This window comes from Staphylococcus sp. mip270_02 (assembly GCF_054031535.1).
In genome coordinates this window covers 1,975,360-1,998,466 of record NZ_CM132934.1, presented here as the reverse complement: position 1 = coordinate 1,998,466, position 23,107 = coordinate 1,975,360, and the positions used below count along the sequence as shown (strand labels likewise).

Here is a 23,107-nt window from a genome sequence, read left to right as displayed (position 1 = left end):
AAATGAGAGATTCAGTTCGTACAATTATATATGTATGGGATGAGTCTCTCTTTTTTTATTATTTTAGGAGGCCTAGTTTTTATGAGTTTATCAACATTAAAAAGAGAACAGATCAAGAAAGATTTGAAAAATAAAGATTTTGACGTTGTCATTATTGGCGGCGGTATTACTGGAGCAGGTATTGCTTTAGATGCTAGTCAAAGAGGTATGAAAGTTGCTTTAGTAGAAATGCAAGACTTTGCACAAGGTACAAGCTCACGTTCTACTAAATTAGTACATGGTGGCTTACGTTACTTGAAACAACTACAAGTTGGAGTTGTAGCAGAAACTGGTCGTGAACGCGCAATTGTATATGAAAATGGACCACACGTAACAACACCTGAGCGTATGCTTTTACCAATGCACAAAGGCGGTTCAATGGGTAAATTCACTACTGCTATCGGTTTAACAATGTATGATAGATTAGCTGGTGTTAAAAAGGCAGAACGCAAAACAATGTTAAATGCTAAAGAAACATTAGAAAAAGAACCACTTGTTAAAAAATCTGGTCTTAAAGGTGGCGGTTCTTACGTTGAGTATCGTACTGATGACGCTCGTTTAACAATAGAAGTTATGAAACGTGCAGAAGAAAAAGGCGCAACGATTATTAACCATACAAAATCTATTCATTTCACATATGATTCCAATGAACAAGTTAATGGTATTCAAGTAGAAGATCAAATTAACAATGAAACTTATCCAATAAAAGCTAAAAAAGTTATCAATGCAAGTGGTCCATGGGTAGACGAAGTTCGCAGTGGTGACTATGCTAGAAATAATAAACAATTACGCTTAACTAAAGGTGTTCACATTGTTATTGATCAATCTAAATTCCCATTAGGTCAAGCTGTTTATTTTGATACTGAAAAAGATGGTCGTATGATTTTTGCTATACCACGTGAAGGTAAAGCTTATGTAGGTACAACAGATACATTCTATAATAACGACAAAGCTTCACCACTTGCTACGCAAGAAGACAGAGATTACTTAATTGAGGCAATCAATTATATGTTCCCAGATGTAGACGTTAAAGATGAAGACATTGAATCATCATGGGCTGGAATTAGACCATTAATTTTAGAAGAAGGTAAAGACCCATCTGAAATTTCCCGTAAAGATGAAGTTTGGGAAGGTAAATCAGGTCTATTAACAATTGCTGGTGGTAAATTAACTGGTTACCGCCACATGGCTTTAGAAATTGTAGACTTATTATCAAAACGTTTGAAAGAGCAATATGGTATGAAATTTGCTAAATGTGCTACAAAACATTTAACAATTTCTGGTGGAGATGTTGGTGGCAGTAAAAACTTTGAACAATTCATCGACCAAAAAGTTGAAGAAGCTAAATCATACCAAATAGACGAAGCAACAGCACGTCACTTTGCTTCTAAGTATGGTTCTAATGCTGAAGAATTATTTAAAATTGCACAAACAGCTCAACATCAAGATACTGGATTGCCATTAGATATTTATACAGAATTAATTTATTCAATACAAAATGAAATGGTGCACCGTCCAACTGACTTCTTTATTCGTCGTACGGGTAAACTTTATTTCAAAATTGATGATGTATTAAATTATAAAGAGCAAGTTATTGAAGTTATGAGCGACTTATTAGGTTACACTAATATTCAAAAAGAAGCTTATACAAAAGAATTACAAATCGCTATTGATGAAGCACAAACTGGTAACCAGCAACCAGCAGAAAAAGAATAATTATTTTAAATTTTGTACTACAAAGTTTAAAAGAAAAGCAGCTACTGACTCTATTGAGTTAGTAGCTGCTTTTTATAAAATAGAAATTGTCACTTATGACTAAATACTTAGCGTAGTATTTGATAACATGATATTTTGAAGGTATATTGTATAATATAGATAATGATAATCGTATGGTATGGGAGGCTAAACACATGAGTAAAAATGAATTTAAAATAACAGTTTCAGACGGGACAATGTTAGAAGTTAAATTAGATAAAGCTAAAAATGAAACAATTGGTATCGTGCATTTACTTCATGGTATGGCTGAGCATATGGATAGATACGATCATCTAGTTGAATCGTTAAATCAGCAAGGTTACGATGTATTGCGTCATAACCATAGAGGTCATGGTAAAGAGATTGACGATAGTGAAAGAGGAAATATTGATAATATGTCGCAAGTAGCTGATGATACATATGAAATAGCACAAACAATGTGTGCACATTATTATAATATACCTTACATTGTAATCGGGCACTCTATGGGGTCAATTATTGCACGTATTTTTGTTCAAAAATATCCAGATGCTGCACAAGGGGTAATTTTATCAGGAACGACACAATATCCTAAATATAAAGCTGTATTGCTAAGAATGGTTTTAAAATTAATCACACTAATTTCAGGGAAAAAACGGCGTTTAAATTGGTTGAATCGTATTATGTATAGAACATTTAACAAAAATATAGTTAATCAGCAAACAACAAGTGATTGGTTATCTAGTAATCCTGAAGAAGTGAAACAATTTATCAAAGATCCTTATACAGGTTTCTTGGTATCTAACCAATTGATCTACGAATCAATGAAACATATGTTACTGACAAGCAGTGGTAAAAATATGAAAAAAATCAATCCAAGTCTTCCAATTTTATTAATATCTGGTAAAGATGATCCATTAAGTGAATATGGTAAAGGAATAAGAAAATTAGGTAATTTATATAAAAAAGCAGGGGTTAAGCATATCACTGTACACTTGTATAAAAACAAGAGACATGAAGTATTATTTGAGCAAGGTTATACAGAAACATGGCAACATATGTATGAGTGGATAGAAAAACAAATTTTAAAAAAGTACAAATAGAAAAAGAGAGTTGATACACGTGCAAAGCGACAAACCATTTTTAATCGTATTAGTAGGACCAACGGCTGTGGGCAAAACAGAATTTAGCATTGAATTAGCAAAGAAAGTGAATGGTGAAATTATTAGTGGTGATTCAATGCAAGTTTATAAACAAATGGATATTGGAACTGCTAAAATTACGCAAGACGAGATGTCAGGTATCCCTCATCATATGATTGATATTTTAGAACCGGATGAAAACTTTTCAGCATATGAATTTAAAAATAGAGCGCAACGATTAATTAAAGATATTATAGCGAGAGGACGTGTGCCTATTATTGCAGGCGGCACAGGTCTATATATTCAATCTCTTATCTATAATTATGAGTTTGAAGATGAAACTATTTCAGAACAGAAAAGTTTAGAAATTGAAGCAAAGTTATCTGAACTTGATAAATTATCAAATGAGGCGTTGCATCGATACTTGGCGTCTTTTGATGAGGTCTCTGCACAAGAAATACACCCAAATAATCGAAAAAGAGTTAGAAGAGCGATACAATATTATTTAAAAACAAAAAAACTTTTAAGTTCTCGCAAGAAAGTACAACAATTTACTGAAAATTATGATACATTATTATTAGGGATAGAAATGTCGCGTGACATATTATATCAAAGAATTAATAAACGCGTAGATATAATGTTGGAGCGTGGATTAGTTAGTGAAGTGCAACAACTCGTTGATAACGGATATGAAACTAGTCAAAGTATGCAAGCGATAGGATACAAAGAAATTGTACCAGTCATCAAACAAGAATTAAGTTTAGATGAAGCAACTGAAAAATTAAAACAGCATTCTAGAAATTACGCTAAGCGACAAATGACTTGGTTTAAAAACAAGCTCGACGTGTTGTGGTTAGATAGAGAGAAAATGTCACTATCATTGATGTTAGAAGAGGTTTCAGTCCAAATACAGAAAAGGAGAACATAATATGAATACAACAGAGAACATCCAAGATAAATTCCTTGGGCAATTTAAGGCTGATCAAACAAAGGTAGTTGTGTTTTTAGTGAATGGTTTTCAAATGAAAGGTATTATCGAAGATTATGATAAGTATTTAGTATGCTTATTATCACAAGGCAAACAGCATTTAATTTACAAACATGCGATTAGTACATTTACAATTGACGATTCAAACAATAACGAGGAAGTATAAAAATTCTACATTTTAAAAATTAACATTTAATATGATACTTTATGTATAAAGTAGAAGAGGCAGAGACGTAAATATCTCTGTCTAAAGCATGAACGCCAGTTTCTATTTATCTCAATAGGAAACTGGCGTTTTCATTTTTTTGAACAATTTATGGCTTATGGCATACTCTCACTCTTATGTACAAAGCAGTGAGATTTGTACATAAAAAGAACTAATCCATTTTTTTAATCTGGATTAGTCCTTTTGAGAAAGGGTATTTAAGTCCCTATCTTTAGTATCTTTCTATAAGTAGCGATAACTAAATCTTTATTGATCATCGGTTTAAAGTATAACTTATTAAATTACATAGTCTGAATTATGATCTTATTGCTTTTAAAAATTATTCGAACATTTATTGAGATTCTTATTTCAAGTGATTCCAGTTATATTAAAGTAGAGCTTCAATCTCAGATTCAATTTGATTTGGTTTCTTTTGTGGAGAGAAACGATGAACGACGTTCCCTTGTTTATCAACTAAGAATTTTGTGAAATTCCATTTAATTTTTTCGTTGAATAACCCATTTTGCGCTTCTGTTAAAAATTTATAAAGTGGGTGTTGGTTTTCTCCTTTAACATCTATTTTTTCATGCATTGGAAAAGAAACACCGTAATTAATTTTGCAATTTTGTGTGGCTTCTTCACCGTTACCAGGTTCTTGACCACCGAATTGGTTACATGGGAATCCTAAAACGATGAAATCTTGATCTTTATATTTCTCATACAATTCTTGTAAACCTTCAAACTGAGGTGTGAATCCACATTCACTAGCAGTATTCACAATCAGCATAACTTTATCTTTATATGTGTCTAAATGATATGTTTCTCCATTTGGCTGTTGAACTTCTATATCATATATAGTCATTTTAATTCACCTCTTTATATTAATTTAACACAATTTGAGTTTATAGTCTTTATATTGGCACTGTGATAGAATGGCTAAGAAAACTTGGAAAAGAGGTGCATATTATGACCCAATATCAAACGCATACCACCGAACAAAAATTAGAGACAGCTATATTAATTGGAGTACATGCTCAAACAGATAATGATTTTAATTTCGAATCTACGATGGAAGAGTTGGCATCTCTTTCCAGAACATGTCAATTGGACGTTCAAGAGCAATTTACTCAAAATAGAATAAACGTTGATAACAAATATTATGTTGGTAAAGGTAAATTAGATGAGATAAAAGCATATGTTGAATTTCATGATATTGATGTTATCGTGGCGAACGATGAATTGACAACAGCGCAATCTAAGACACTCAACGGTAATTTAAATGTTAAAATCATTGATAGAACACAGCTTATATTAGAAATATTTGCTTTAAGAGCACGTAGTAAAGAAGGTAAATTACAAGTAGAATTAGCTCAATTAGATTATTTAATGCCTAGATTGCAAGGACACGGGAGAAGCTTATCGCGTTTAGGTGGTGGAATCGGTACAAGAGGCCCTGGTGAAACAAAGCTTGAAATGGACCGCAGACATATAAGAACAAGAATGAATGAAATCAAGCACCAGTTAGAAACTGTAGTAGAGCATCGTGAACGTTATCGTAACAATCGCGAACAAAATCATGTGTTTCAAGTTGCACTGGTTGGTTACACAAATGCTGGTAAATCATCGTGGTTTAACGCATTAGCTAAAGAAACAACGTATGAAAAGAATTTATTGTTTGCAACGCTTGATCCTAAAACGAGACAAATTCAAATTAACGATGGGTTTAATCTCATTATTTCTGATACGGTTGGTTTTATACAAAAATTACCAACAACGCTTATTGCTGCTTTTAAATCCACTTTAGAAGAAGCTAAAAATGCAGATTTACTGTTACATGTAGTAGATAGTAGTCATCCAGAATATCGAGCGCAATATGATACGGTGAATCAAATTATTGGTGATTTAGAAATGGGACAAATCCCTCAAGCGATTATCTTTAATAAAAAAGATTTGCATGAAGGGACATTACCAGCTACAAATAAACCGCATGTTTTTGTTTCGAGTAAAGAACAAGAAGATGTAGAAAAGGTTAAAGAACTTTTATATAATGAAGTGAAAAAAGTATTAACTTATTATGAAGAGGATGTACCAAGTTCAGATGCCGATCGTTTATATTTTTTAAAACAAAATACATTAGTGTCTGAATTGAATTTTAACGAAACAACTGCGACTTATGAAGTGAAAGGCTATAAAAAAGAGTAGAAGGAAGTAATGATTAATGGAAGAGATGAAACAACTGATTGCAGAAACTGAAGAAACATTAGCACCTTATTTTAAAGATATTGAAGAGGTTGCCTATGCGAATCAAGAAAAAGTATTAAATGCTTTTCATGCAGTCAAAGCAACAGAAAATGACTTACAAGGTACTACTGGCTACGGTTATGATGACTTAGGTCGAGATCACCTTGAAGCAATTTATGCACACGCTTTTAAAGCGGAAGATGCGATTGTAAGACCTCAAATTATCTCTGGTACACACGCGATTACAATTGCCTTGCAGAGCGTTTTGAAATATGGAGATGAACTTTTATATATTACAGGTAACCCATATGATACATTGTTAGAAGTAATAGGTATTAATGGCAATGGGATAGAAAGTTTGAAAGAACATGGCGTGAGTTATGATAAGGTTGATTTAAAAGAGGGCGACATTGATATTCAATCCGTGTTCAAACAAATTAAACCACAAACAAAAGTAATTGCTATCCAAAGATCGAAAGGTTACGATCAACGCCCTTCAATTAAATTAGATTTAATCGAACAGGCAATACAACAAATAAAAGCACGATATCCTGATATAATCATTTTTGTAGATAATTGCTACGGTGAATTTGTTGAAAAACGTGAACCTATTGAATGTGGTGCAGATTTAATTGCGGGATCATTGATTAAAAATCCAGGTGGCGGCTTAGCAAAAATTGGTGGTTATATCGCAGGTGAAAAAGCGCTAGTCGAAAGATGTGGTTATCGATTAACTGCGCCAGGTATAGGAAAAGAAGCGGGTGCTTCGCTAAATTCCCTTCAAGAAATGTATCAGGGATTTTTTCTTGCGCCACACGTAGTAAGCCAAAGTTTAAAAGGCGCATTATTTACTAGTTTATTATTAGAGAAAATGGATATGCGTACAGCACCGCGCTATGACGTAGAGAGAACTGATTTGATACAAACTGTGTCATTTGATACAAAAGAACAAATGATTCTATTTTGCCAAAGTATCCAACAAGCTTCTCCAATAAATGCACATTTCAGTCCAGAACCAGCTTATATGCCTGGTTATGAAGATGATGTAATCATGGCGGCAGGTACCTTTGTACAAGGATCTTCTATAGAATTGTCGGCAGATGGCCCGATAAGGCCACCGTATGAAGTGTATGTACAAGGTGGTTTAACATATGAACACGTTAAATTAGCTGTTACTAGAGCGGCACAAAAATTAAAAACACAACAACTTGTATAAATAATAATTATTTACCATATATTTTATTTTATGATGAACTAAAATTGAGTACTAATTTTATGAATCATAGGCAAAATATATGGTATTTTTTTGAAAAAATTTAAGGAATTTTCTAAAAACTTAGCTGATTAATGGATAGAAAGCGTCTTAAGAGTAGTTATAGCAAGGGGTTAAATGACATGTAAGAAAACCTTACATATCTTTGAATTAATTTAGTTATTATGCTAAATTTATTACAAGTTCAAAAATAGAGGTGATCGGATTGAAGTCAAATGATACATTAAGACGAAGTATGCCGGTTTTCCCTATGAGTGTTGTAACAAAATTAAGCGAATTGACTGCAAGACAAATTCGTTATTATGAAACACATGAACTGCTTAAACCACATAGATCAGACGGGAACAAAAGACTTTTTTCATTGAATGATTTGGAACGACTTTTAGAAATTAAAAGCTTAATTGAAAAAGGTTTTAATATAAAAGGAATTAAACAAATTATAAAAAATGATCAAGATCACCTGACTGATGATGAACAAGAGACAAGAAAACAAATGATAGTTGAAGCCACTCAGAAACCGCAGCGAGAAGCAATTCCGATAAATCGTGGAGACTTATCACGCTTTATCAAATAAAATAATGGGGGACATTTACAATGCCAAAACGTTCATTTACTAAAGAAGATATTTATAAGTTTGCTAAGGAAGAAAATGTAAGATATCTAAGATTGCAATTTACTGATATTTTAGGAGTTATTAAAAACGTTGAAGTACCAGTTAGCCAATTAGAAAAAGTTTTAGATAACGAAATGATGTTTGATGGTTCTTCAATCGAAGGCTTCGTACGTATCGAAGAATCTGATATGTACTTATATCCTGATTTAGATACATGGGTTATTTTCCCATGGACTGCTGGGCAAGGTAAAGTTGCTCGTTTAATTTGTGATGTATATAAAACAGATGGAACACCATTTGAAGGGGACCCTCGTGCAAACTTAAAACGTGTGTTAAATGATATGAAAGAGCTAGGATTCACAGAATTAAACTTAGGGCCTGAACCTGAATTCTTCTTATTCAAATTAGATGAAAAAGGTGAACCAACATTAGAACTAAATGATGATGGTGGTTATTTCGATTTAGCACCAACGGATTTAGGTGAAAATTGTCGTCGTGACATCGTATTAGAGTTAGAAGATATGGGCTTTGATATTGAAGCGAGTCACCACGAGGTTGCACCAGGACAACATGAAATTGACTTTAAATATGCAGATGCGATTACCGCATGTGATAATATCCAAACATTTAAACTTGTTGTAAAAACAATTGCTCGTCAACACAACCTACACGCAACATTTATGCCAAAACCATTATTCGGTGTGAACGGTAGCGGTATGCACTTTAACATGTCATTGTTTAAAGGCAAAGAGAATGCATTCTTTGATCCAGATGGTGATATGCAAATGACTAAAGATGCGTTCCACTTTGTTGCAGGTATCTTGAAAAACGCACGTGGATTTACAGGTGTATGTAATCCGTTAGTAAACTCATATAAACGTTTAGTTCCAGGTTATGAAGCGCCTTGTTATATTGCATGGAGTGGTAAAAACCGTTCTCCATTAATCCGCGTACCATCATCTCGTGGATTATCAACACGTGTTGAAGTACGTTCAGTCGATCCAGCAGCAAATCCATACTTAGCATTAGCAGCAATCTTACAAGCTGGTTTAGATGGTATTAAAAATAAATTAGAAGTACCAGAACCAGTTAATCAAAATATTTATGAGATGAACCGTGAAGAACGCGAAGCAGTTGGCATTGAAGATTTACCTTCAACTTTATATACAGCAATTAAAGCTATGAAGAACAATGAACCAATTAAACAAGCACTTGGTAATCATATTTATCACCAATTCATTAATTCTAAATCAATTGAATGGGATTACTACAGAACTCAAGTTTCTGAATGGGAAAGAGAACAATATATCAAACAATACTAGGTGCTAAACAAAGGGGTTAAACACTAGGTATATAAGCAACTCGAGTCATTCTAATAGGATGGTCTCGGGTTGTTTTTTGCTTTTCTTTTTATATTATTGAGCATTTGGAGTGCAGAATGGGTACAATATACGGAAGTAAAGTTTGTTAAAAGTTATTTTTCACTTTTAACAAATTAGTACTAATTACAACATGAACATACATTTCTTTGCAATTGTAAAATATCTACTTTACTTAATGCATTTAAATAAAATTGTTGTTTATTTGATTTAGCGTTATTTAGTTAATCTTTTAATTTTTATTATTTAAAAATTAATGCTATATTATTAATGAATTGAGAATAATTCATTAAGGCAAGAATAATTTATTTAATTAAAAGGAGTGGTTGGAATGGTAAAACCATTATACGAAGTTACTGTTATTAGCAATGGTGGTAGAGATGGTAAAGTTTTTAGTGAAGACAATACTTTTTATCAGGATTTAGCTGTACCTAAAGAAATGGGAGGAAACGGTGTTACTGAATCAAATCCAGAACAATTATTTGCAGCTGGCTATAGCTCATGTTTCAATAATGCACTTATGCACATTTTAAAAAGCGATGGTAAAGGCTCAATTGAACCAGAAGTGCGTGTAACAGCATACTTATTACCGGACAAAACAGATGGCGGAGTTAAATTGGCTGCTGAATTAGATGTAACCGTTAAAGATCTTAGTCAAGAAGATGCAGAATCGTATGTAGAAAAAGCACATAATTATTGTCCATATTCAAAGGCATTAAAAGAAACAATAGATATTGAAATCAATGTAAGTGTTAATTAAAAAATATGTTATAAAATTTTCCATTAATGTGCGAAATTTATGGTGAAATAATTTTAGATATAACGAGTAAATACAACTGAGAAGTTATTTTTATTTAGGGCTTTCCCTAATATATGTAATTGACTTAATAATGCTAAACTATATATATAACTCCCTAGTTCAAAAGTAGATTATCAAAAGCCATTTTAATCTAAGGCACTCCCTAAAATAAACACTTTAGTCAAATTAAAGTGCACACATTTAGGGAGTGTATTTTTTTATGGCTAAAGGAAACTATTTTAAATGCTGTAATATGGAATGATTTTTTTGAGAAGTAATTTTATAAATTTGTATATATAATAGAATAAGGTTAAAGGTTGAATGTTTTTACATTAATCATCTGTTAGGGGGCTTTTATATTGTATATTCCTAAATATTATGAAATGAAAGATTATCAAAATGTAAAAGATTTTATAACAGCTAATAATTTTGCAACTATTGTAACTAACCATGAATCAACGCCTATTGCAACACATTTACCACTTAACATTGAGGAAAAGGAAAATAGTTTATATTTATCAGGTCATTTTGCAAAAGCTAATAAACAATGGCAAACAATAGACGGAAATGACAAAATATTAATTATTTTTTCAGGGGCACATGGCTATATATCTTCAACGTGGTATGAAACTGAGGATGTTTCAACGTGGGACTATCAAAGTGTTCATGCATATGGTACAGGAGAGTTATTAAATGAAGCGCAATTGAAAAAAGAGTTAAGTATGTTACTAAATAGATATGAAAGTAATCATATAAATGGTGCGACGTGGGAAAACTTATCAGAAAAAACAAAGCAACAAATAAATGGAATAATTGGATTTAAAGTAAAAGTAGATAAATTAGAAACTTCATATAAATTAAGCCAAAATCGTAGTCAAAAGGAAAAGGAGAATATTATGAAACACCTTAAGCAAACTGGAGCGCCTTTAAATTCACAGTTAGCTGATGCAATCAAAGATCAACAGTGATTAAAAAACGATTGGACGGGCGAAAGCGTATGTAGTTTTATAAATAAAAGAATAAACGTTGGATAACAATTTCAAAAGGTTTAAATAATAATCAATTTTTGAAAGGTGAAATAGATTGAGGTGGACAAAAAAAGATTGAAATAACTCAGTTTAAATTACTGTGTTATTTCAATCAAATAGCTTAATTTTAGATATAAGCTATTAACCAAATATTGCATGCGAAAATGGTATCAAATATAATATAAATAAAGTAAGACATACTGCAAAATAGATAATAAACGCACGCACTTCTTTTGTTTTAAAGAAAATAATCACCTCAATCATACTTAGTGAACTTTAATTTTAAAATAAGCTATAAGTCGCGTCAATTTAGAGTTATATTAAGAGTGAAATAATTTTATTGAGCTGCGTACATTTTTGTTTTATTGTTTGAATGTCATTCGTCGAAATAGTATGATATAAGCAATATAAATTTAAGATTCTAAAGGGGATGGCAATATGCAAGAAGTTAAATTATCTACATTAAAGGCAACAACATTAAAGGAATTAGAATCTAGCATTAATGCTTATTTACAAGATGATGAAGTTGCTGGTTATAAATTATTGAATTCTACAGTGCGAGAAATTGAAGAGCGTACTTTTTCAGCGAATGAACAAGAATTTCATGCAATTCTAACTTTTATAAAAGAGCGTTAATATTTAGGGGACTGGAACATAAATCTCAGCAAAAAAGTACTCAGGTGATTTAATTCAATTCATCTGAGTGCTTTTTTGTATTCAATACTTCGTATTGCTGGCTCTCTTTCATAGGGATTAGCTTCAGCCTGTAGTCTTCAGCTTGTCCTATTCCCTTAAGAGTCTCGCCAAAATACGTTGTATCCATAAAGCATTTTATATTAAAATGCTTTTAAAAAAATACGAGACTTACGTATTATTTAATAAACATTTTTTATTTTATCAAGATTAGCAACTAGGTAATTTATGACCATAAATAATATATATAAATCTAAGTGAGTCGTAAGTAGTATAATTTAGGTATTACTTCTTTAATATTAAATATAGTTTTGAATTTAAAGCAATCAAATGCAATCGATATATTTTATATTTGAATAGTCGAGTTGGATTTATAAAAATTGATTACTATATAGGTGAAAGGTGATGGAAATGATTATAAACCAATTAAATCAATCTATAGATTATATAGATAATAACTTAACAAATGAATTGAACTTATCTGATATCGCAAATTATATTGGTATGCCTGAACAACATTACAGAAATTTATTTATATTCTTATCTGAGATGAGTTTGTCAGAATATATCAAAAAGAGAAAATTATATTTTGCCAATAAAGATTTACTAAATAAGTATTCAGTTACAACAGTAGCTACAAAATATGGCTATTCCATTGATGGATTTACAAGAGCGTTTAAAGCTTGGAGTGGTTACTTGCCATCGCAAGTTTATGAACATCAAATTTTAATATCATTTCCTAAACTTTCATTTTCTATTAATACCAAAGGAGGAATAAACATGAAAACAAGAATCGTAGAGCAACCTGAATTTAATATTGTCGGTGTTCAAAAACGAGTACCTATGCAATTTGAAGGAGTTAATGATGAAATTGTAGCATTGGCAAAAAGCATTACAAATACACAAAAAGAAGAAATGCATCAATTACAAAATATAGAACCTAAAGAAATCGTAAACGTGTCATATGATGCTGATGAATCATTTACAAAAGAGGAAGGCGAATTGACACATATGATTGGAGTTTTAACTACTGAAAGTAACCCTAGTGAGCAATTAGAAATCTTAAACTTTAAAGCGAGTAAATGGGTTGTTTTTGAAAATGAAGGCGAGTATCCAAACGTTTTACAGGAGACTTACGCTAAAATTTACTCTGAATGGTTACCTGATTCAGAATATGAATTATCTGATTTGCCAATGTTTTCATTTACTAATTTTAAAGATAATGAACAAGACGTTGCTTACAGTGAGATTTGGGTAGCTATAAATAATTATTAGTCTAATTATTTAAATTTCCTAATTTGTAGTGAAGAATAAGTAATCTAATAGACAACTAAATCATAAAGAAAGGATAGCTAATCTCATAATATATGAGGTTAGCTATTTTTAGTAACAATATCTTTATTATGTAAACCTGATTGAGGTGAATTTAAATCATGATATTTGTCACTATGAAGTTGTGACATCACACACTAATTTTTTGCTTAGCTTTATCTGAAAGCGTATTAGATAATAATTTAAAGATATAATTGCAATTAGGTAAAGGTTAAAATAATTAAATGAAATCAGTGAGATAAGTTGTACACTGAACTATTATTCATATAAGTTTAGAAAGGCTAGATATAAAATTATTTGATGTTAAAGTAAAAAACTGCCAGCATTGAATATGCGGCAGTTAAATTTATTTATTTATTCTTATTTTTAGTGACAATTGCTTGGATTACAAATACGATAAAACCAACTAAGAGGCCTAATAAAATAGCTACAACTGCTGATACCATTGGGGGTAATTGGAATTGAAACTGTAATACCATACCAATAATGATCGCTATAATAACTGCGATAATCGTTATCATGTTCTCTTTAAATATACTCAACTTGTTCACTCCTATTCATCAAGTATTATAGCATGAGTTATTTAAATAGATAAATAAAACAAAATAGATTTGATTGAACTTCTAATTTTTATATAATCTAATGATTATATTGAAAATGGGAATTTTTAGTATAAATAGTCCCTTTACAAGAAGATTATAATGGCTCGATTAATAGCTCAATAATTTTTTATTGTTTAGAAAGTATATCTGTTATGTTGACGCAGGACGCTTTTTTCTATATGCTAATTTGGACAATTAAAAAGAAGTGGGTGCAACAGTGAAATCAAAAAAGAAAACGACATCTTTGATTGCAATAGTAATTGTATTGGGTGTATTAGCATTTCAATTTATTAATCATACGGGGCCATTTCAAGAAAATGGTAGTAGTGATACCTCTTCAGGGCCTGATAATTCAGAAAAGGTTCATGTTGATCGCGTTGTAGATGGAGATACCTTAGTTGCTAAAAACAGTGATAATGAACAATTGAAGGTAAGGTTAATAGGTATGGATACACCAGAGACAGTTAAACCTAATACGCCTGTACAGCCTTATGGTAAAGAAGCCTCGGATTATTCTAAAAAACATTTAACGAATAAAGATGTGTATTTAGAATATGATAAAGAAAAAGAAGATCGTTATGGAAGAACATTAGCATATGTATGGCTAGATGATAAAACGATGTTCAATGAGGAATTGGTGAAAAGAGGATTAGCTAGAGAAAAATATTTTTCTCCAAATGGAAAGTATAGAGAAGTATTTAAACAAGCTGAAACACAGGCTAAAAATGACCAAATAAACCTTTGGAGTAAGTAAACTTATTCTAAGTAGCTGATATGCCTTTATATTATTTAGTGGAAAAATAAAGTATAAAATAAACCTGTTACTTAAATTTATTTTAAGTAACAGGTTTGTTTTGTTAAATTAGCTAAAACGTGCAACTAATTTATCATATTGTTCTTTAGTTAAAACATCATTATTTGAATTTAAAGTCTCTTTTATAATCTTTTGTAAAGAAGATTTTGAAGAAACAGTTTCCACGTAATTATTTCTAATTGCTGGACCATCGATTAAATTAACACTACCATCTGTGAAGTAGACTAGACCAACATTTGGAATTTGTTGATTTAAACGTTCTTGGATTTTTGCTTCTAATGCTTGAGTATTTTTAGAAGCTTGTTCATAAGGATCATAATTGTAAAAGTCATAAATGACAGAATTGTTTTTAATACGTTCTATAAATGTATAAGTTGTAGAACGCGATGATTGAAATTGTCCATGAAATTGATTGGCAATATATCTTCCTACAATTTGATGTACTGAATTCTCTTTATCAATTTCAGTTTGTTCTGCTGAATCAGGTGTAAAGTGATAAAAAGTTTTTTGCTTCCAATTTTTGACATTAATATTAAAGATTCCTTTTTCAGTAAAAACAATATAGTCAAAAGCTCTTGCATATTCAAATAGAGGATGCTTAACAGCTAAATTACCAGTAGCAATAATATCGAAGTACGCTATTACGCCTTGTTCTTTTTGTTCATTTAAAATGACTGTTAAATATTGTTTAGCTTTTCTGAGACCATGGTGATGCGTGTCATTATTTGAATCAATATCCAACATTTTATTTTTCAAATTTGTATTTTCACGAGTAACTGTACTTATTTTAGTTACTAATTGATCCTTAGCATAACTTTCAGTTTCAAGTTTATTTTGCATAACACGATGATCTATAAATATTATAATAATAAGTAGTACTATTATTATAAGTAATATAAGTGGTAAAAACATGAATATCATCCTAATCTTATTAAATTTTTTAACATAGCTTATTTTACGCTTTTATTTAACTTTCTACAAATGCTATTTATCAATTCATTATAGTTACTATAATTATATTCATAGTAATATATTATAACAAACCTGTACATAATTTATATTTGTAAATTAATTCCTTTCGTATCTTTTGAGCACTTAAGTGGTATTTTTTTAAATAGATAACGGTTTAACTTATGCAGATTAATAGCTATAATAAATTATATGCAATATAAATTAAGGAAGATGGTGAAAAGCGATTTGAGTGCGATAAAAGAATATCTCGAGCACATTACTCGAACAATTAAACATGAGGATATTATAGCTTTTGATAATCATCCTTTTGCATATAAAATTTTAGACGAACTTTCTAATTATGATATTAAAATATCTGTGATTAGTTACTCTACAGATATTATTAAATACGTATCGAGGTGCACAAATTTTAATATTATTGTACCTAATGGCGTGGTTGATAGTGCTTTCCATATCATTGTGGGATCGGATGTAGTACAAACATTTTCAAAATACCGTATTCGATATTACTTCATCACTGTACCATATATATTTGATAATAATTTATACCAGACAATACCTGCTATTGCCGACATTCAAAGAACACTTAATACAAATGCTAAGGGTGTTTTTCTGTTAAACAGACCAGATGTTTTAGATAATCACTCCAACCATGATTATACTTTGGTAGGCAGTTTTTAAAATAATTTGTGTTTTATTTCACGATTTTGTATTTAATACATTGAAATATCTATGGACAAACTATATAATATTAATTATTGGAAACGCTTACTTTTTGTCGGGAGGTGCACATTTGGAAAATGAAAAAAATAAATCGATAAAGAGAATTGTCGAAATTTTAAACATTAATGTACCAAATTTAATTAAATATAATGGTGAAGTAGCAAAACAATTGTTTTTACATGATGCATTTAACCTTGAGAATAAAGTTGATATTAGTGTAGAGAGAAAGTTTCTAGGTGAAGTTTTAAAATATATTCCAAATGAATATCGAACGTTATTGCATGATACTTCACATAGTACTTCTGATTTTACAGCAGTAGACTTTTCAAAGATAACTCATGCTAATATATATGATGGTGATACATTGGTTATGACCGTGATTGTATACGATGTGAAAGATGAAGAATGGATGTTTAGATGGAACCATAATATAAGGTTGCCAGAGAAAAATATTTACTTCCATTCTATTAAATGGGATGTAGATTATATTAAACCAGAAATTGTATTAATGTATGAACTATTAGATCCAATAGATTATCATCAACTACCAAATTATAGAAATGTAATAGATTCATTAAGTTATTATCAGTTTGTAATATTGAGGTTAGTTGTTGGAGATGAACGTATTAATCAAGCACTTATTTCAGAGAAAAAAGCAATATAAAATCCTTCAAATCATTCGTTAGTCCTAATAGGAAGACAAAATGAATTTGAAGGTTTTTTTGCTTGTTAAGTAATGTGTGATGCTATATTTTTAAGCATTTTCCGTTGTAGCAATATTCATAAGTTGATTTCACAGCTTTATCTGCATCAGCTACATCAATACCGAACATAATTGAAATCTCCGAAGCACCTTGGTTCATCATTTTTAAATTTATTTTAGATTCTGCCAAAGCGTGTGTAATTGTGTTAGCGGTACCAACGATTCTGTGCATACCTTCACCAACAATCATTAAGATGGCTAAATCATGTTCTACGCTTAACTCATCAACGTCACATTTATCACGGATATCATTAAGCACTTGTTCTTCTCTGTTATGAATTTCTTTTGAGCGCATAATGATACTGATGCTATCAATACCTGAAGGCATATGGTCGAAAGAAATATTATAATCTTCTAACACACCTAAGATTTTACGAGTGAATCCTACTTGTCTATTCATTAAATATTTTTTGATATTTAATACAGTAAATCCTTTATCACAACTAATACCACTCACGATATTATTAGAATTAATTTCTCTATCATGGCGAATAAACGTTCCTGTATCATTTGGTCTATTTGTATTTTTTATAACGACAGGAATTCTATCTTTATGCAAAGGCTGTAAAGCTTCATCATGAAAGACGCCGAAACCTGCATAAGACAATTCCCTCATTTCTCTATAAGTAATTTCATCAATAACTTCAGGATTTTTGACAATTGTTGGGTTTGCTCTAAAAATGCCTGAAACATCAGTGAAGTTTTCGTATAAGTCTGCTCTGACACCTCTTGCAACAATAGCACCAGTGATGTCAGACCCACCACGAGGAAATGTTACGATATAGTTTTGTCTTGAAACACCAAAAAAACCTGGGATGATTAATTTTTCGTCATACGCTCTTAAGTTATATAGCTCTTCATATGATTGATCTGAAATTTGTGCGTTTTGGGGCAAATCGGTAACTTGAATGCCTGCTTCGCCAGGAGATATATAACGAGTTGGTGTGCCCTGACTATTATTATATTCTGCAATTAATTGTGCATTGAAATTTTCACCACATGAAAGTAAAGCATCTAATAAACGTGAAGGTTTATCTTTTAATGTAGCAATAAAATTTTCTAACGTTTGATCTATGGTAGTTAATAAGTTATCACTCATATTTAATTCATAAATGATATCAGCGTAACGCTGAACAATTTCTTCTTTTTTAGAAATGTAATCTAAATCATCAATGACTTTTTCATACAGACGAATAAGTAAATCTGTTGTTTTAACATCTTCTTTATGACGTTTACCTGGTGCGGAAACAATGATAATTTTCCGATCTTCATCGGAATTAACAATATTTAATACTTTTTTAATTTGATCTGCAGTAGATACAGAACTTCCTCCAAACTTGGCAACTTTCATGGGACATACAACCTTTCTAAAAAATCAGAAAATTTTGTTTAGTTTTTATCACGAGAGTGATAGGATAGATATAGAATCTAAATTTTCACCTTTACAAAAATAATGAATGAATTTATACTATACCATATTCAAGTATTTTTCAACTGTACAACTGTATTTTTTAGAAGAACAATCGGAGGAATGAAATTATGAAGGAATTAAATGTAGCCTTACTAGGTTTAGGAACTGTGGGTTCAGGTGTAGTAAAAATTATTGAAGAAAATAGAGAACAAATAAAAGAAACAATGAATAAAAACATTAATATTCGACACATATTGGTTCGAGATAAATCAAGACAACGTCCAATCAATGTGTCGAATTATAATTTAACTGAAGATATTGATGAAATATTAAACGATGATTCAATTGATATTGTAGTAGAAGTTATGGGTGGTATTGAGCCAACAGTGGATTGGTTGAAACGCGCATTAAGTCAAAAGAAACATGTTGTGACTGCAAATAAAGATTTATTAGCGGTGCATCTAAACGTATTAGAAGATTTAGCACAAGAAAATGATGTAGCTTTAAAATATGAAGCTAGTGTCGCAGGCGGTATTCCAATTGTAAACGCAATTAACAATGGATTAAATGCTAATAACATAAGTAAATTTATGGGTATTTTAAATGGAACATCTAATTTTATTTTAAGTAAAATGACAAAAGAACAAACGTCATTCGAGGATGCATTAGATGAAGCGAAAAGATTAGGCTTTGCAGAAGCAGATCCGACTGATGATGTTGAAGGTATCGACGCTGCTAGAAAAGTTGTCATTACTTCATATTTATCATTTAACCAAGTTATTAATTTAGATGATGTGGTAAGACATGGCATTAGTGATGTTGAGCCCTCAGACATTAAAGTTGCCGATGATCTTGGATATAAGATTAAGTTGATTGGTAAAGGGACATATGAGCACGGCCAAGTACAAGCTTCTGTCTCACCTACACTTATTAACAAAGCCCATCAATTAGCCGCTGTTGAAGATGAGTTTAATGCAATTTATGTTATCGGCGATGCAGTAGGCGAAACAATGTTTTACGGGAAAGGTGCTGGTAGCCTCGCTACTGGAAGCGCGGTTGTAAGTGATCTATTAAATGTAACATTAAACTTTGATACAAATTTACACACTTTACCACCACATTTTGAATTAAAAACTGAAAAAACAAAAGCGATTATGGATGATGGAGATACGGTATCAATTAAGGAAAAAGAAAGTTACTATGTTGTAGTGCAAACAGACGGTGAAGATATCAATAAAGTTGAAACTTTACTTAAGGGTGCTTTACCTTTCCATAAATCATTAGCAGTAACTGAACGTGACGCTCATACAGTAGGTGTTGCAGTAATCGGGATTGATGAAAACCCAGAAGCGTCAATTACAGAGTCAGGTTATATCGTTAAGAAAATTTATCCAGTAGAAGGGGTTTAATTAATATGAAGAATTGGAAAGGTTTAGTAGAAGAATTTAAAAATTATTTACCAGTAACTGAAAAAACACCATCTTTATCATTAAATGAAGGACACACACCATTAATTTATTGTGAAAACATGTCTGAAATGTTAGGTATTGAATTACACGTAAAATATGAAGGGGCCAATCCGACAGGTTCATTCAAAGATAGAGGCATGGTTATGGCAATGGCTAAAGCGAAAGAAGAAGGCAAAAAAATTGTAATTTGTGCCTCTACTGGAAATACATCAGCTTCGGCAGCTGCATATGCAGCACGTGCTGGATTAAAAGCTATTGTAGTTATTCCAGAAGGTAAAATAGCTTTAGGTAAATTGTCACAAGCTGTGATGTACGGAGCAGAAATTGTATCAATAGAAGGTAATTTTGACGAAGCTTTAGAAATTGTTCAAGAAATTGCTAAAAATGGAGAAATTGCTCTAGTAAATTCAGTGAACCCTTTTCGTATCGAAGGCCAAAAAACAGCCGCTTTCGAGGTCATCCAACAATTAGACGGTGTGGCACCTGATATTTTATCAATACCAGTAGGTAATGCTGGAAACATCTCTGCATATTGGAAAGGTTTCAAAGATTACCATGAAGCAAATGATACCCAATTACCACAAATGTTTGGTTTTCAAGCGGAAGGCGCTGCGCCAATCGTTCAAAATAAAGTAGTGAAAAATCCAGACACGGTTGCCACAGCAATTAGAATTGGAAACCCTGCAAGTTGGGATAAAGCGACTGCTGCACTTGAAGAATCTAATGGACAAATAGATAGCGTTACTGACGAAGAAATTTTAAAGGCATATCAATTGATGGCGCGTAACGAAGGCGTATTCAGTGAGCCAGCTAGTAATGCTTCGATTGCCGGCCTTATTAAGTTACATCGAGCAGGCAAATTACCTCAAGGTAAAAAAGTGGTTTCTGTATTAACTGGTAATGGTTTGAAAGATCCAGATACTGCAATTTCCTTGTTGGATAATCCCATTAAACCATTGCCAAATGATAGAGAAAGTATTTTAGATTATATCAAAGGGGCACTTTAGCATGAGCGAAAAGTTACATTTGAAAATCCCAGCATCTACTGCAAATTTAGGTGTCGGATTTGATTCAATTGGTATGGCTTTAAATAAATTTTTATATTTAGATGTGAAAATAAGTGATGACGATCATTGGTCGTTTAACCATATCGGTCCTAATGTGGAAGGTTTACCAACAGATAATAGTCATTACATTTACCAAATCGCACAAAAAGTTGCGCACAAGTATAACGTGGTTTTACCTACGTTAGAAGTTGAAATGAGAAGTGAGATTCCTTTGGCTAGAGGATTAGGCTCTTCGGCATCTGCTTTAGTAGGTGCCTTATACATAGCAAATTATTTTGGTGATATTGAGTTATCAAAATATGAATTATTGCAACTCGCTACCGAATTTGAGGGTCATCCAGATAATGTTGCACCGACGATATACGGTGGCTTAGTGTTAGGTTATTATAATCCGGAAACTAAGGTAACTGATGTTTCTTATATTGATACACCTAAAGTAGATATCATTATTACAGTTCCATCTTATGAATTAAGAACGGTTGATTCAAGAAATGCTTTACCTGATACCTTCTCACATAAAAAAGCTGTTCAAAATAGTGCGATTAGTAATACGATGATTAGTGCACTTATTCAACATAATTACGTATTAGCTGGAAAAATGATGGAGCAAGATGGGTTTCATGAACCATACAGACAAGATTTAATTCCTGAATTCCAGACAATTAAAGGACTAGCAAAACAATATTTAGCATATGCTACGGTGATAAGTGGTGCAGGTCCCACTGTACTTACTATGATAGCTCCTGAACGTAGTGGTGAATTGGTTAGAGAGTTAAAAGGAACATTTGAAAATTGTCGTTCAGAGTTGGTGACGATTAATGAGACTGGTGTTGAACTTAAAGTGTTGTACCAACGTCAATAATTTGTTGTAATATAGAATGAAGACGTTGAAGGGAGACAAGCAACATGAGTAAATATAAAATGGTAGTAATGGATATGGATGATACATTGATGAACCGTGAGAATCAAATGAGTCCTGAAACAGAAAGTTATTTAATTGAAATACAAAATAAAGGGTACAAAGTTGTATTAGCATCAGGACGTCCTACAGAAGGTATGTTACCTACTGCTAAAACTTTACAATTAGATAAATTTCAAAGTTATGTAATTAGCTATAATGGTGGGAAAACCGTAAATGTTAATACAGAAGCAGTGGAAGTAAGCCGTACTGTTTCTAAAGAAAATTTTGATTTTATAGTCGACTATTGTAGGGAAAATGAATTATTTGTATTAACTTATCAGGATGGATTTATTGTTTACGAAGGTGAACATGAATATATGAATATTGAATCTGAATTAACTGGATTGCCTATGAAACATGTAGATGACTTAAAGGATTTTATTCAAGAAGATGTGCCTAAAGTCATGGGCGTTGACTATGTACCTACGATTACAAGCCTCAATAAAGATTTGGCAGGCCATTTTAATGAAGAAATTGATGTTACTACAAGTAAACCTTATTTCTTAGAATTTATGGCTAATGGTGTATCAAAAGGAAATGCCGTTACTGAATTATGTGAAAAAGTACAAATTGATCTATCAGAAGTCATTGCTTTTGGTGACAGTGCCAATGATATTTCTATGTTAAAAGTTGTTGGACACGCTGTAGCAATGGGAAATGCTAATGATGATGTGAAGAAAGTTGCTGATGAGATAACTTTAAGTAATAGTGATAATGGTATTCCACATGCTTTAAAATCCTTATTAAATTAAAGAAAGAGCCCAAGACATTCAGTTATGTGTCTCGGGCTTTTTTAATGCTAATAGTTGTTTGTTAACATTCAAAAGTAGCTTATAGCAAGCTTTAGAATGAATAAACT

At 31.6% G+C, this 23,107-nt stretch carries 23 protein-coding genes; 19 read left to right on the top strand and 4 right to left on the bottom strand.

Features of this window, described 5'->3' with window-relative positions; translation table 11 throughout:
• Window positions 1-81 precede the first annotated feature (81 nt).
• The 4 genes from ACW5YJ_RS09425 (at window position 82) to hfq (ending at window position 4,069) form a co-directional block, all read left to right on the top strand.
• A complete protein-coding gene (locus tag ACW5YJ_RS09425; RefSeq protein WP_153671943.1) occupies window positions 82-1,755 on the top strand; it encodes a glycerol-3-phosphate dehydrogenase/oxidase in 1,674 nt (557 codons plus the stop codon).
• A 194-nt stretch (window positions 1,756-1,949) separates the two neighbouring features.
• The gene (locus ACW5YJ_RS09420; protein ID WP_017724343.1) at window positions 1,950-2,876 is read left to right on the top strand and encodes an alpha/beta hydrolase; all 927 of its coding nucleotides are present in this window, start codon (window positions 1,950-1,952) and stop codon (window positions 2,874-2,876) included.
• Window positions 2,877-2,895: 19 nt separating this feature from the next.
• Complete coding sequence (miaA, locus tag ACW5YJ_RS09415; protein WP_017724344.1) at window positions 2,896-3,843, top strand: tRNA (adenosine(37)-N6)-dimethylallyltransferase MiaA; 948 nt, start codon at window positions 2,896-2,898, stop codon at window positions 3,841-3,843.
• A 1-nt stretch (window position 3,844) separates the two neighbouring features.
• Window positions 3,845-4,069: an RNA chaperone Hfq gene (hfq, locus tag ACW5YJ_RS09410; RefSeq protein WP_119604080.1), complete on the top strand. Its 225-nt coding sequence runs from the start codon at window positions 3,845-3,847 to the stop codon at window positions 4,067-4,069.
• A 427-nt stretch (window positions 4,070-4,496) separates the two neighbouring features.
• On the opposite strand, the gene ACW5YJ_RS09405 is transcribed toward hfq, so the two are convergent.
• Window positions 4,497-4,970: a glutathione peroxidase gene (locus ACW5YJ_RS09405; protein ID WP_119604081.1), complete on the bottom strand. Its 474-nt coding sequence runs from the start codon at window positions 4,968-4,970 to the stop codon at window positions 4,497-4,499.
• A 104-nt stretch (window positions 4,971-5,074) separates the two neighbouring features.
• Here ACW5YJ_RS09405 and hflX point away from each other — a divergent pair, with 104 nt between their 5' ends.
• From hflX to ACW5YJ_RS09365, 8 genes are all read left to right on the top strand, one after another.
• Window positions 5,075-6,310 carry a GTPase HflX gene (gene hflX, locus ACW5YJ_RS09400; RefSeq protein ID WP_017724347.1) on the top strand — a complete coding sequence of 412 codons (1,236 nt, stop codon included), beginning with the start codon at window positions 5,075-5,077 and terminating at the stop codon, window positions 6,308-6,310.
• A gap of 16 nt (window positions 6,311-6,326) precedes the next feature.
• Window positions 6,327-7,565, top strand: coding sequence for a methionine gamma-lyase family protein (locus ACW5YJ_RS09395; RefSeq protein ID WP_457338108.1), 1,239 nt, complete (start codon window positions 6,327-6,329; stop codon window positions 7,563-7,565).
• Between the two features lie 262 nt (window positions 7,566-7,827).
• The gene (locus ACW5YJ_RS09390; RefSeq protein WP_017724349.1) at window positions 7,828-8,196 is read left to right on the top strand and encodes a MerR family transcriptional regulator; all 369 of its coding nucleotides are present in this window, start codon (window positions 7,828-7,830) and stop codon (window positions 8,194-8,196) included.
• A 20-nt stretch (window positions 8,197-8,216) separates the two neighbouring features.
• Entirely contained in the window at window positions 8,217-9,557 is a 1,341-nt protein-coding gene (glnA, locus tag ACW5YJ_RS09385; RefSeq protein WP_017724350.1) for a type I glutamate--ammonia ligase, read from the top strand.
• A gap of 388 nt (window positions 9,558-9,945) precedes the next feature.
• Window positions 9,946-10,374, top strand: a complete 429-nt coding sequence (locus ACW5YJ_RS09380; RefSeq protein WP_119614601.1) for an organic hydroperoxide resistance protein — start codon at window positions 9,946-9,948, stop codon at window positions 10,372-10,374.
• A 398-nt stretch (window positions 10,375-10,772) separates the two neighbouring features.
• A complete protein-coding gene (locus ACW5YJ_RS09375) occupies window positions 10,773-11,381 on the top strand; it encodes an FMN-binding negative transcriptional regulator (protein ID WP_017724352.1) in 609 nt (202 codons plus the stop codon).
• Window positions 11,382-11,879: 498 nt separating this feature from the next.
• On the top strand, window positions 11,880-12,077 hold the full coding sequence (locus ACW5YJ_RS09370; RefSeq protein WP_017724353.1) for a hypothetical protein: 198 nt from the start codon (window positions 11,880-11,882) through the stop codon (window positions 12,075-12,077).
• A gap of 462 nt (window positions 12,078-12,539) precedes the next feature.
• On the top strand, window positions 12,540-13,409 hold the full coding sequence (locus tag ACW5YJ_RS09365; protein ID WP_367651157.1) for an AraC family transcriptional regulator: 870 nt from the start codon (window positions 12,540-12,542) through the stop codon (window positions 13,407-13,409).
• A gap of 407 nt (window positions 13,410-13,816) precedes the next feature.
• Here ACW5YJ_RS09365 and ACW5YJ_RS09360 read toward each other — a convergent pair whose 3' ends face one another.
• Window positions 13,817-14,008 (bottom strand): hypothetical protein, encoded by a 192-nt coding sequence (locus ACW5YJ_RS09360; RefSeq protein ID WP_107531964.1) that lies wholly within the window; start codon window positions 14,006-14,008, stop codon window positions 13,817-13,819.
• A 277-nt stretch (window positions 14,009-14,285) separates the two neighbouring features.
• Here ACW5YJ_RS09360 and nucI point away from each other — a divergent pair, with 277 nt between their 5' ends.
• Window positions 14,286-14,822 carry a thermonuclease NucI gene (nucI, locus tag ACW5YJ_RS09355; protein ID WP_017724357.1) on the top strand — a complete coding sequence of 179 codons (537 nt, stop codon included), beginning with the start codon at window positions 14,286-14,288 and terminating at the stop codon, window positions 14,820-14,822.
• A gap of 108 nt (window positions 14,823-14,930) precedes the next feature.
• On the opposite strand, the gene ACW5YJ_RS09350 is transcribed toward nucI, so the two are convergent.
• Window positions 14,931-15,794 carry a hypothetical protein gene (locus tag ACW5YJ_RS09350; protein ID WP_457338107.1) on the bottom strand — a complete coding sequence of 288 codons (864 nt, stop codon included), beginning with the start codon at window positions 15,792-15,794 and terminating at the stop codon, window positions 14,931-14,933.
• A 270-nt stretch (window positions 15,795-16,064) separates the two neighbouring features.
• Here ACW5YJ_RS09350 and ACW5YJ_RS09345 point away from each other — a divergent pair, with 270 nt between their 5' ends.
• Window positions 16,065-16,535 carry a sugar phosphate isomerase family gene (locus tag ACW5YJ_RS09345; protein ID WP_017724359.1) on the top strand — a complete coding sequence of 157 codons (471 nt, stop codon included), beginning with the start codon at window positions 16,065-16,067 and terminating at the stop codon, window positions 16,533-16,535.
• 112 nt (window positions 16,536-16,647) lie between these two features.
• Entirely contained in the window at window positions 16,648-17,241 is a 594-nt protein-coding gene (locus tag ACW5YJ_RS09340; RefSeq protein WP_017724360.1) for a hypothetical protein, read from the top strand.
• A gap of 82 nt (window positions 17,242-17,323) precedes the next feature.
• Here the strand turns inward: ACW5YJ_RS09340 and ACW5YJ_RS09335 are convergent, their stop codons facing one another.
• Window positions 17,324-18,691 (bottom strand): aspartate kinase, encoded by a 1,368-nt coding sequence (locus ACW5YJ_RS09335; RefSeq protein WP_017724361.1) that lies wholly within the window; start codon window positions 18,689-18,691, stop codon window positions 17,324-17,326.
• A 188-nt stretch (window positions 18,692-18,879) separates the two neighbouring features.
• On the opposite strand from ACW5YJ_RS09335, the gene ACW5YJ_RS09330 reads away from it, so the two are divergent.
• From ACW5YJ_RS09330 to ACW5YJ_RS09315, 4 genes are read left to right on the top strand one after another with little or no spacing between them, the layout of a single operon-like run.
• A complete protein-coding gene (locus ACW5YJ_RS09330; protein ID WP_017724362.1) occupies window positions 18,880-20,160 on the top strand; it encodes a homoserine dehydrogenase in 1,281 nt (426 codons plus the stop codon).
• 5 nt (window positions 20,161-20,165) lie between these two features.
• Window positions 20,166-21,227 (top strand): threonine synthase, encoded by a 1,062-nt coding sequence (gene thrC / locus ACW5YJ_RS09325; RefSeq protein WP_171914821.1) that lies wholly within the window; start codon window positions 20,166-20,168, stop codon window positions 21,225-21,227.
• 1 nt (window position 21,228) lies between these two features.
• Complete coding sequence (gene thrB, locus ACW5YJ_RS09320) at window positions 21,229-22,149, top strand: homoserine kinase (RefSeq protein WP_017724364.1); 921 nt, start codon at window positions 21,229-21,231, stop codon at window positions 22,147-22,149.
• A 44-nt stretch (window positions 22,150-22,193) separates the two neighbouring features.
• Window positions 22,194-23,000 (top strand): Cof-type HAD-IIB family hydrolase, encoded by an 807-nt coding sequence (locus tag ACW5YJ_RS09315; RefSeq protein WP_017724365.1) that lies wholly within the window; start codon window positions 22,194-22,196, stop codon window positions 22,998-23,000.
• Window positions 23,001-23,107 lie beyond the last annotated feature (107 nt).

What these genes read in the sequence shown, in the direction of transcription:
- ACW5YJ_RS09420 (WP_017724343.1), top strand. Translation starts at nt 1,950, where the DNA reads ATGAGTAAAAATGAATTTAAAATAACAGTTTCAGACGGGACAATGTTA.
- ACW5YJ_RS09330 (WP_017724362.1), top strand. Translation starts at nt 18,880, where the DNA reads ATGAAGGAATTAAATGTAGCCTTACTAGGTTTAGGAACTGTGGGTTCA.
- ACW5YJ_RS09345 (WP_017724359.1), top strand. Translation starts at nt 16,065, where the DNA reads ATGGTGAAAAGCGATTTGAGTGCGATAAAAGAATATCTCGAGCACATT.
- ACW5YJ_RS09335 (WP_017724361.1), bottom strand. Translation starts at nt 18,691, where the DNA reads ATGAAAGTTGCCAAGTTTGGAGGAAGTTCTGTATCTACTGCAGATCAA.
- thrC (WP_171914821.1), top strand. Translation starts at nt 20,166, where the DNA reads ATGAAGAATTGGAAAGGTTTAGTAGAAGAATTTAAAAATTATTTACCA.
- thrB (WP_017724364.1), top strand. Translation starts at nt 21,229, where the DNA reads ATGAGCGAAAAGTTACATTTGAAAATCCCAGCATCTACTGCAAATTTA.
- ACW5YJ_RS09365 (WP_367651157.1), top strand. Translation starts at nt 12,540, where the DNA reads ATGGAAATGATTATAAACCAATTAAATCAATCTATAGATTATATAGAT.
- ACW5YJ_RS09350 (WP_457338107.1), bottom strand. Translation starts at nt 15,794, where the DNA reads ATGTTTTTACCACTTATATTACTTATAATAATAGTACTACTTATTATT.
- ACW5YJ_RS09395 (WP_457338108.1), top strand. Translation starts at nt 6,327, where the DNA reads ATGGAAGAGATGAAACAACTGATTGCAGAAACTGAAGAAACATTAGCA.
- ACW5YJ_RS09380 (WP_119614601.1), top strand. Translation starts at nt 9,946, where the DNA reads ATGGTAAAACCATTATACGAAGTTACTGTTATTAGCAATGGTGGTAGA.
- ACW5YJ_RS09405 (WP_119604081.1), bottom strand. Translation starts at nt 4,970, where the DNA reads ATGACTATATATGATATAGAAGTTCAACAGCCAAATGGAGAAACATAT.
- hfq (WP_119604080.1), top strand. Translation starts at nt 3,845, where the DNA reads ATGAATACAACAGAGAACATCCAAGATAAATTCCTTGGGCAATTTAAG.
- ACW5YJ_RS09315 (WP_017724365.1), top strand. Translation starts at nt 22,194, where the DNA reads ATGAGTAAATATAAAATGGTAGTAATGGATATGGATGATACATTGATG.
- glnA (WP_017724350.1), top strand. Translation starts at nt 8,217, where the DNA reads ATGCCAAAACGTTCATTTACTAAAGAAGATATTTATAAGTTTGCTAAG.
- hflX (WP_017724347.1), top strand. Translation starts at nt 5,075, where the DNA reads ATGACCCAATATCAAACGCATACCACCGAACAAAAATTAGAGACAGCT.
- ACW5YJ_RS09370 (WP_017724353.1), top strand. Translation starts at nt 11,880, where the DNA reads ATGCAAGAAGTTAAATTATCTACATTAAAGGCAACAACATTAAAGGAA.
- ACW5YJ_RS09425 (WP_153671943.1), top strand. Translation starts at nt 82, where the DNA reads ATGAGTTTATCAACATTAAAAAGAGAACAGATCAAGAAAGATTTGAAA.